The 7,829-nt window shown below is 39.2% G+C and carries 9 protein-coding genes; all 9 read right to left on the reverse strand.

Translation table 11 applies throughout. The annotated features are described in order from the left end of the window. Window positions 1-816: 816 nt before the first annotated feature. The 9 genes from ACFILW_RS08380 to ACFILW_RS08420 all read right to left on the reverse strand — a co-directional run bounded on the left by ACFILW_RS08380 (window position 817) and on the right by ACFILW_RS08420 (window position 7,517). Complete coding sequence (locus tag ACFILW_RS08380) at window positions 817-981, reverse strand: hypothetical protein (protein ID WP_375685533.1); 165 nt, start codon at window positions 979-981, stop codon at window positions 817-819. 462 nt (window positions 982-1,443) lie between these two features. Continuing rightward, entirely contained in the window at window positions 1,444-1,758 is a 315-nt protein-coding gene (locus ACFILW_RS08385; RefSeq protein ID WP_375685534.1) for a hypothetical protein, read from the reverse strand. A gap of 107 nt (window positions 1,759-1,865) precedes the next feature. Next, complete coding sequence (locus tag ACFILW_RS08390) at window positions 1,866-2,342, reverse strand: hypothetical protein (protein ID WP_375685535.1); 477 nt, start codon at window positions 2,340-2,342, stop codon at window positions 1,866-1,868. A gap of 181 nt (window positions 2,343-2,523) precedes the next feature. Beyond that, complete coding sequence (locus ACFILW_RS08395; protein WP_375685536.1) at window positions 2,524-3,009, reverse strand: hypothetical protein; 486 nt, start codon at window positions 3,007-3,009, stop codon at window positions 2,524-2,526. A gap of 65 nt (window positions 3,010-3,074) precedes the next feature. Continuing rightward, window positions 3,075-3,677 carry an MFS transporter gene (locus ACFILW_RS08400; RefSeq protein ID WP_375685537.1) on the reverse strand — a complete coding sequence of 201 codons (603 nt, stop codon included), beginning with the start codon at window positions 3,675-3,677 and terminating at the stop codon, window positions 3,075-3,077. A 163-nt stretch (window positions 3,678-3,840) separates the two neighbouring features. After that, a complete protein-coding gene (locus tag ACFILW_RS08405) occupies window positions 3,841-4,029 on the reverse strand; it encodes a hypothetical protein (RefSeq protein WP_375685538.1) in 189 nt (62 codons plus the stop codon). Window positions 4,030-4,201: 172 nt separating this feature from the next. After that, a complete protein-coding gene (locus ACFILW_RS08410; protein WP_375685539.1) occupies window positions 4,202-5,440 on the reverse strand; it encodes a DUF2087 domain-containing protein in 1,239 nt (412 codons plus the stop codon). 10 nt (window positions 5,441-5,450) lie between these two features. Further along, the gene (locus ACFILW_RS08415) at window positions 5,451-6,125 is read right to left on the reverse strand and encodes a hypothetical protein (protein WP_375685540.1); all 675 of its coding nucleotides are present in this window, start codon (window positions 6,123-6,125) and stop codon (window positions 5,451-5,453) included. 198 nt (window positions 6,126-6,323) lie between these two features. After that, the gene (locus ACFILW_RS08420) at window positions 6,324-7,517 is read right to left on the reverse strand and encodes an MFS transporter (RefSeq protein ID WP_375685541.1); all 1,194 of its coding nucleotides are present in this window, start codon (window positions 7,515-7,517) and stop codon (window positions 6,324-6,326) included. Window positions 7,518-7,829 lie beyond the last annotated feature (312 nt).

Genomic DNA, 7,829 nt, shown 5'->3' on the forward strand with positions numbered 1-7,829 from the left:
TCCCCTTCATGCTACACTTTTCTCATAAAAACTCATCAAAAAAACTAGAAAAACTAGTCGCCCGTAAAACTACCAATGCCTAAGAGCGGCTTTGAAACTGGATCGGATGACTTCTCAGACCGTAAAAAAACACAATAAAAACTAAAGGCACATACCACTAATGAAGCAGTGCTAGGCAGAGGCAGGGAGAGAATGCTTTCTTCTTTCTAAAACGATAAATCTAAAAGCTCTTCTTAGTACTGCAAAACAAAAAATATCATCAATCTCTGAAAATAAAAGCAGGAAAAAAAAGTGTAACGCGTAAACGCATGGAGTAAAATACTATTCTCTTGCAACTCTTCCCACGTACAAAAAACAAATAAAAACTAAAGGCGCATGCCTACTAATTATCATGCACCTTCGGAAAGCAAGGGGGAGTAAAAGCCATTAAGGTACGTAATGCCACGCACTTAAAGGGCGCTCAAGGCTAAATCTAAGCTCAGATTCTCTTGGTTCTTATGACATCCCTCCCTTTGTCCTATTGTAGCCTGTATAGCCAAATCCTCAAAACAATCCGCTAACTTTTTGTAACAAAAAAACTGCTCACAATTCCTTGAACTCCAAACTATCTATATCCCTAAATACTAAGGTGGATTTTACCTAGCAAGCTTTTGGGGTAGCGAGCCTATGCTGATATCTGTGGGGGCAGTGCTTTACGGCTCAGATAGAGAAATAACAGCTTTTTACACTATCCTAACATACATAAAGCAACCTTAAGAGAAAAAACTCTAAAAGTTATATATCCCTATCTTTGGCGCAATGTACTATCGGGATATCTCACATCATCTCTTGGACATCTGCTCTAGCCCCATTTACCGTTTCTAGGGTGACATGTTCTTTAAAGAATTGATGATTTTTGCGATCTTTTTTAGAAACGAGCGTAATGAGAGAGAAAGTCTGCCGTGAGAAAAAGAAGGAGCAGCTTTTTGCTTTTGCAGCCATTGGTCCTGATGTTTGAACGGAAGCTGGCAGTGGCAAGGGGAAAGCCATAGAGTACGTGATCACTAAATTTTATCCCGTTATAGGAATATCGGGTTTTATAAGCTATAGAGAAGGCTATACCGAGGGGAGGGGGGCTCTTAAGTCTTAAAGAGAAGATTGGATAATCTGCAGAGCACAAAATTATATGTCTACTAGAAAAAATAAGAGCGTTCTTGTATCTCATATGCTTCTTATTCCACACCGTCCAAAGCTAGTATCTCTAGCCTTAGTACAACGAGCTACAAATCGGATGATTTCTTACCCTACCTTAAATATACTTTTGTGCAAATTACTTTAAAGGTTGTGTTTTATTTTATTCGAAATGCTTTTATGGAAAGGCTTATTGCGCTAAGAGCAAGGAAAAAAAACGTATAAGGTTCCTGTGATAATGAAGAACTTATCGATGAAGTTTATAATCTTATCTTATTTAATTTCTACTAAATCACCATCAAGCACTATAGGATATTCAGTCGTTTGAAAAAAGGATTTTATTTTTTCAGAGCTTGAGGAGCGAATAAATTGAGATTTCTGCATAAAGCAAACATGGAAAAATTGTGATTTATTGATAATGTCTTTTATCAGATAAGAGGATGAGAGGGATGATAAAAGGACATTTCTTTCAATATCGTAACGTGAATCAATAAACAATAAAACGCCAACACCGTTCTCAAATTGATTGACTATAATGAGTTGAATAGTCTTTCGCCGAAAGAGTGCAACCTTGAAAATTGAAGACATTTGTAAAATCGTGTACAGAAATTGAAGTTCCCATAATATTATAAAAAGTTGGTGTTCTTCCTTTCAGGTGTAAGGTATGGCCATGATAGCCACAATCGCATGATTGATCATATGCAATATGAACCAATATCACCTGTGGCGTGCTCAAGTAATGGTGCATCTTCAGGATAAAAAACAGAGACAATTAATTCATCATTTTCAGGATTTGACTTTACTTGAATGTGATCATAAAGATGATAAATGTCACCATCAATCTTGGAACACTGGAATCCTATTGGACCAGTTTCTTGGGTGGTAAAGCTAAGAGGTTTAATATCTAATTCAAGGATTATGTCTTTTATTTTCGACACAGATTCAGCTTGAAAGGCTTCTCCAAGATAGAATAGGTTTTTTAGAGTTTTTAATTTTTGCTTCCGAGATATTGTAATAAGTTTATCCGCAAAACTTGGCAAGCATATGATGGTATCGATAGAAAATTCTTCGATAGCTGAACTCAAAGTCTCAAGATCAACCATAGAGGCAAATGGATAATATGTTACTTTGAGTAGTCTACAAATTTCATGGGAAAATAAAAATCCCCCCATAATCCTTTAAGCTATGAGACAATTGGCAACGGCGTTTACAGAACAATCTTTAAAGACAGTTTCGAGCTTCTTTGCCGCAGAGTGTGTTACAAACCCATAATTGAGTGATTTATGGCGAATTATTTTGAGTGCTCTTGTTGTGCTACGGGTTTTCAAAAATGATATGTGACATGGAAGCTGCTTATTTTTTCGTTTGCATGAGGCAAAGGCAAGAAGCAAAGGCGGAGGCACCAACAATCATGCAAAAGGTGAAAGCGATATGATTGTTGAAATGGCTGATAATCCATCCACTTGTCCATGAGCCGGCGGCTTGGCCAATATTTGAAATAACAAGAATATAACTGAAAAGAACACTGGCAGAGAGGGATGTAGTTGTTTTCCCTGCTTGATAGTATATCTCTGGAATCATGACAGATTCATAGACACTGTAGGCAATTAACGCAGTCACAGCGGTAAAGACCCCACCTATGAGGAAAAACGAGGAGAAACTTCCCATAAAGCAGAGCAGATAAAAAGTTGATTTATCAGAAAGGCTGAGATGTTTATTGATTATTCCTTGCCAGATACAAATACTGATGCCAACAATTGAAAAGAAAATTCCACTATAAGGGGCGAGATTGCTGTCAAATTTACTGAGAAGTGTTGTGGTGGTGATGAAAATTCCCATGAGGTATGCACAAAGCAAAGCCGTGACCAGCAAATAAGCAATAGAACGATTATGTATTGTTGTTTTTAAAGAAGAAAGAAGAGCTTTTTTGTTTTTTTATTCTTTTCAAGAGATAATGTTTTATGTGGGTAATGATAAACAATTTGAATGGATAGAACACAAAGATACAAACCAATGAGTGCAAAAAAAGCCATTAAGAAGGTTGATGCGTTGTATTTTATGGCACTCGTTGCAACAAGAGGGGCGATAACGACAGCAGCATTTTGAAAAAAAGAATAGAGAGTTAATGCGCGTTTAAGAGCATTTTCATTGAGATGTTCTGATAAAATTTCTCTCAAAAATGGCTTTGAAACTGCTTTCGAAAAAGCCATTAAGGTAAAAAAGATCAACCATGCAGAAGGTGTAAGCGATAGGATAATGCACACAAAAGCAATACTCCTTAAAATAAAGGCGGTAGCCATTAAGAGTTTACGCGAAAATTTTTCTAATAAACCCGTTGTGGTTACCATGAGAATGCTTTCAAGGATTACCGATCCAGCGAGATAAAAAGCAACATTGGCAGCAGTTATGAGAGAAGAGTTTCCAAGCAGAGGGAGTACAAAGAAAAAGGAAAATTCAGAAAGAAAAACTGTGCTATAGATGAAAAAAGGAATTTTATTTTTGCCCATGGAATTTCCATAGAAGTGTTGTTAAATGATCAAAGACATTTTGTTGTATCTTTTGAGGAAGTTTTGCCAGCCCTATTTCTGCTGTGCACATTTCGTTGAAATAGTATCTTTCTTGATTCACTAGCCAGTCCAATGCAAGAATATTGTTTTTTCTACGATGTTTTTAGAAATATCGAGCATGATTTGGATTGAGCAACAACACTGTGCCCGGATGTTCGCGCAACAATCGTAAGATCATTGAGACCTTGATCCTATATCTTCTCCTGATGGTTTTGACTATTCCCAATTCTTTTTGATAACCACCCAATCCTTTTTGATAACCAATTGGCATCCCGCATTCTTGCTTTTCCATTTTATCCTTTATGAAGAGGATGTACTATCCCCCATAGATTGTCAACATATGAATGGGATGAATGATTTTGTAACCTTTTAATGAAATTATATTTTTTTAGTGGAAGGTTATTCATTCTCTTGAAATAGAGAAGAAAAACGATAGCGTTCGCTAATCATTTTTCAATTTTCTTTTAGCGCATGCGTTGATATTTTCCTCCATGGCGTTGTAAAAAACCTCTCTCAACAAGAGTGCGTCGTAATCGGGCAAAGTCTATCGTAAAGAGGTTGCATATCTTGGAAACTTCCGTTTCGCTATAGATTTTTCCCATTTGAAAGGCTTCACCAATTTTTGATAGCATCTCTTCTGTTTCTAAATGGCGGTCGCTTAAATTTTCCCTCTCCCGTTCATGTTTATTTTCTAGCATTTTCCACACTGTCTCTTCGGCTTGAAATCCTTCTGTTGTGTTGTGAATAAGTCCAAGATTCAAAAGGCGATTGATGGATTTGTGAATGTTTTTGGCATCTGAATCGACATGTTTGAGGATATCAGTAAGATTTTTTGCACCAAGGATAATGGCGGCATAAACAGCGCGCAGTGTCGGTGACGTCATGGCAGAGATCAGTGAATTGCGGGTATTGCGTTTGTGAAGGGTTTCTTTCCCCATGGGCAAAAGATCATTGCGAATGGGCAGTTCATTGATTTCTATGAGTTCTGCTTGTAGCGATTGTGCGCGTACAATTTGTTCGGCTGGGGTGCGTTTGCGAATAATCCCCAGACCACCCTGGCGATATTTGTGGTTTTCGGGGAGTGTTAAAGCTTCATAGGAGCCATCAAGCCGGTAGAGAATTTCTTCCCACAAAGGAGTTCTGACGCGTCGAACCCGTTGTTCGCCATTGAGAGCAATTGTTGTTGTTATGGTTGGTTCATGTAGACAAAGATAACCACCCGCGGTGATGTGTTCCCAAACTGTGGTAACAAATCGCACATCATCTGCGGGAGTACCAGCATCAAGCCAAGCAAAATCTATTGGTCCCCAAGATTTGAGGGTGCTTTCATCAAGAGAGAAAAAATTCTCATGGATAAATGTTACAGTATCTTTTTCAATACCGCCTTGAAGCAGTTTTTGCCATGCTTCTTCTGCTGATTGGCTTTCTGCTGAAAAATCATCAATGGTGATAAGCCGAGGTTCGTAATTTTCAGGAATCCCTGAAGGATCAAGCAAAGCTGTACGCTCTTCCCAGGTGGAAGATTCTAAAAGTTTTTTATCTTGTTGCCATGCTTGTTTTGCTTTTTGCAGTGCTTTAGCAATCAAGCGCGTACTATCACCAGCACCGATTTCAATGACTGTGCGCGGTCTTGCCATTTGAATAAGCGCATAAATGAGCTGTGCACTATTTTCTGTTCCCATGCCAGGGCTTATCAGGGACATCTTTTGATCCTTATAATTTTACCAATCGTAGCATTCCTGCTTTTACAAAAAACTTTATTGAATCCTCTAGCGGATATTGAATACGTATTGGTGTGGTGGCTTGCTTCAAGAGATGTTTTGTTTTTTCATGAAGCCGGATTGTACGCTCATTGAGTTGATTAATGGCAAGACTGCCAAGAGAAGAATCTATGATAATACATGTTGGCTCTCGTAAAAGAGCGGTTGCATCATTTTCTGAAAATGCTTTTTGATCTGTTTCGATGAGACCGTGTCGTAAAAGTGATATCAAAAGACTTCCAGAGGCAAGAAGAGTACCATTGAATTGTATTTCCCTCAGTGATTGGACAAGGCAGCCTTCACGAAGTGCTTCAAATGTGGGAAAGTCGAATCCGCCAAATGCCGCTCCTTTTGTAGAAACAATGGTGATGGGTTGTATTTGCCGTTTGCCAATGAGTGCTGGTTTGTTTCTCGTTATCTGTACGTCTTTTGCCCATTGAACGCGTGATAAAGGATTGAGTTCATGTGGGTAGACAGCAAAAGAATTGATGGCTATGGGTGGTGTTGGTTTTTGCAATTCAAGTGTGTGGGAGCTCTCATGACAATCATGTCGCATATAGTCTGCCAGTTGCCACACATAACCACCTGTTCCATGGTAAAAATTTAAGCCTATAGGATCTTGTTGCATGATGTTAAACCGGTTTCTTCTGCTTTGAAATATCAAGTTTTGGCAATGGTTGTTTGCTCTTCCACACTCAAGAGTGGTTCATCAAAGTCTTATTGGTTGGTATGGGGTTATAGGGGAGATACAACGATTTGATCGGGAGGTGATTGTTATGCCATTTTTGGGCATGGTTTTTTTCGAGAGAATAGATGGCAAAGTTTGCTAGGCATTATCCCCTTCCTTTTTTTGTATAGTGCGGTTTATGATAAAGCCTAATATGCCTGTGATCATTGTGGCGATGCCAATGATAAACAGTGTGCTTTGGGTGTGATGCACTTTTACAAAACCGGCTCCTAGAAAGCCAAGGCACACCGCTGTTTGTATGATAAAGATATAGGCAGGCATTTGGTTGTTTCGGTGTTCTTTCTGAATGGCTTTCATCATAAAACTTGCCATTAGAGCATTTTGCACACCGTTTGCACCCCCAAGAATGAAAAATGAAAGCATCATCAACCATATGATATGTGTTAAGGAAAAGCAGAAAATTGCAAAGCCGATGATTGCAGCGGCAAGTGATGCTCCAGCGGCATTACCAAAGCGATGAAAAAGGCTGGAGAAACAGAGTGGACCAACCACGAGGCCAAGACTTAACATGCTTGTGATTACCCCATAGGTTTCTGCACTGAAGTACAGTTCCGTGCGGATGCGGACAATCGATAAGACGTTGAGAGCAGAGGTGAGGATGATGGTAATGATGAGGGGAGAAAGAGCATAGACAACATTTTTTTTACGCAAAAGACCCGTTAAATCTAGCCCTTTTTTGGCTTGCTGCGTTGTGTTTGTCGTTTGTGTATGAATTTTTAAACTTTTAAAACAGAAGAGAGTGATAAAGGTAGCACAAAGAACCATGATGGATAGTGCAAAGAGCCCTTTTTGCCCATTTGATATTCCATACAATACCCCCCCTAGCAGTGGTCCGGCAATGTAGCCAAGATTACGAACTGTTTGGATAACGCGGTTTAGTCGATCTAATTGGTGGTCATTTTTTGTGAAGTCAGGTACCGCAACAAGAATAGCAGACCAAAAGAGTGAACCAGCACAACCTAGTGCGAAAGAAAGTGCAATGTAAACCCAAAATTGGTTGGCGATTGCGGCAACGGCTATGAAGAGTGCTTCAAACAATAAAACAATGGGTACTGTTCGCGCTGGTTGGAAGTGATGCAAGAGGCGTGGTGCAATGGGGCCCGCACAAATTGCCCCGACAAGCCCTGCAAAAAGCAGCATTGAAATAGATGCTGTGCTTTCTGCTAAGTGGAGAGCAAATGTAACTTGTGCTGTTTCATCGGCAAAGCTGCTAAAGCCCAAAACGAAAAAAAGCCCAGTTTTGGCAAAAATCATGGATTTTTTCTTTGTCACAATGCTCTTCCCCAAGAGGTTATAAGGTACAATTTTCTTCTACGTGTTTATGGTATATCCCATGCTTTGTATAGTTTTTCTTGATGATCAGTTGAGAAAGGAAGTTTTCAGAGCTCTTTTCTAAAACAAGCACAATGCCTATTGGCAGCAATGACCAGCTCCTTATGTTTTTTGAAAGGGGAGTATTAAGGATGATGGGCTGGTGAAGTTGTCTGATATGAGAGACAATGATACAAAAAAAGCTGCACTATGCGTGCAGCTTTTTATGTATTTGCTTTAAAGGTAGACGTTTTAAAGCATGAAAGTGTCCTT

It is taken from the genome of Bartonella sp. TT110JLCBS (genome assembly GCF_042193405.1).
Classification (GTDB): Bacteria; Pseudomonadota; Alphaproteobacteria; order Rhizobiales; family Rhizobiaceae; genus Bartonella.

Bases quoted from the DNA above. Each gene is read 5' to 3' on its own strand.
- ACFILW_RS08380 (WP_375685533.1), bottom strand. From the start codon at position 981: ATGGCTGCAAAAGCAAAAAGCTGCTCCTTCTTTTTCTCACGGCAGACT.
- ACFILW_RS08385 (WP_375685534.1), bottom strand. From the start codon at position 1,758: ATGTCTTCAATTTTCAAGGTTGCACTCTTTCGGCGAAAGACTATTCAA.
- ACFILW_RS08390 (WP_375685535.1), bottom strand. From the start codon at position 2,342: ATGGGGGGATTTTTATTTTCCCATGAAATTTGTAGACTACTCAAAGTA.
- ACFILW_RS08395 (WP_375685536.1), bottom strand. From the start codon at position 3,009: ATGGGAATTTTCATCACCACCACAACACTTCTCAGTAAATTTGACAGC.
- ACFILW_RS08400 (WP_375685537.1), bottom strand. From the start codon at position 3,677: ATGGGCAAAAATAAAATTCCTTTTTTCATCTATAGCACAGTTTTTCTT.
- ACFILW_RS08405 (WP_375685538.1), bottom strand. From the start codon at position 4,029: ATGGAAAAGCAAGAATGCGGGATGCCAATTGGTTATCAAAAAGGATTG.
- ACFILW_RS08410 (WP_375685539.1), bottom strand. From the start codon at position 5,440: ATGTCCCTGATAAGCCCTGGCATGGGAACAGAAAATAGTGCACAGCTC.
- ACFILW_RS08415 (WP_375685540.1), bottom strand. From the start codon at position 6,125: ATGCAACAAGATCCTATAGGCTTAAATTTTTACCATGGAACAGGTGGT.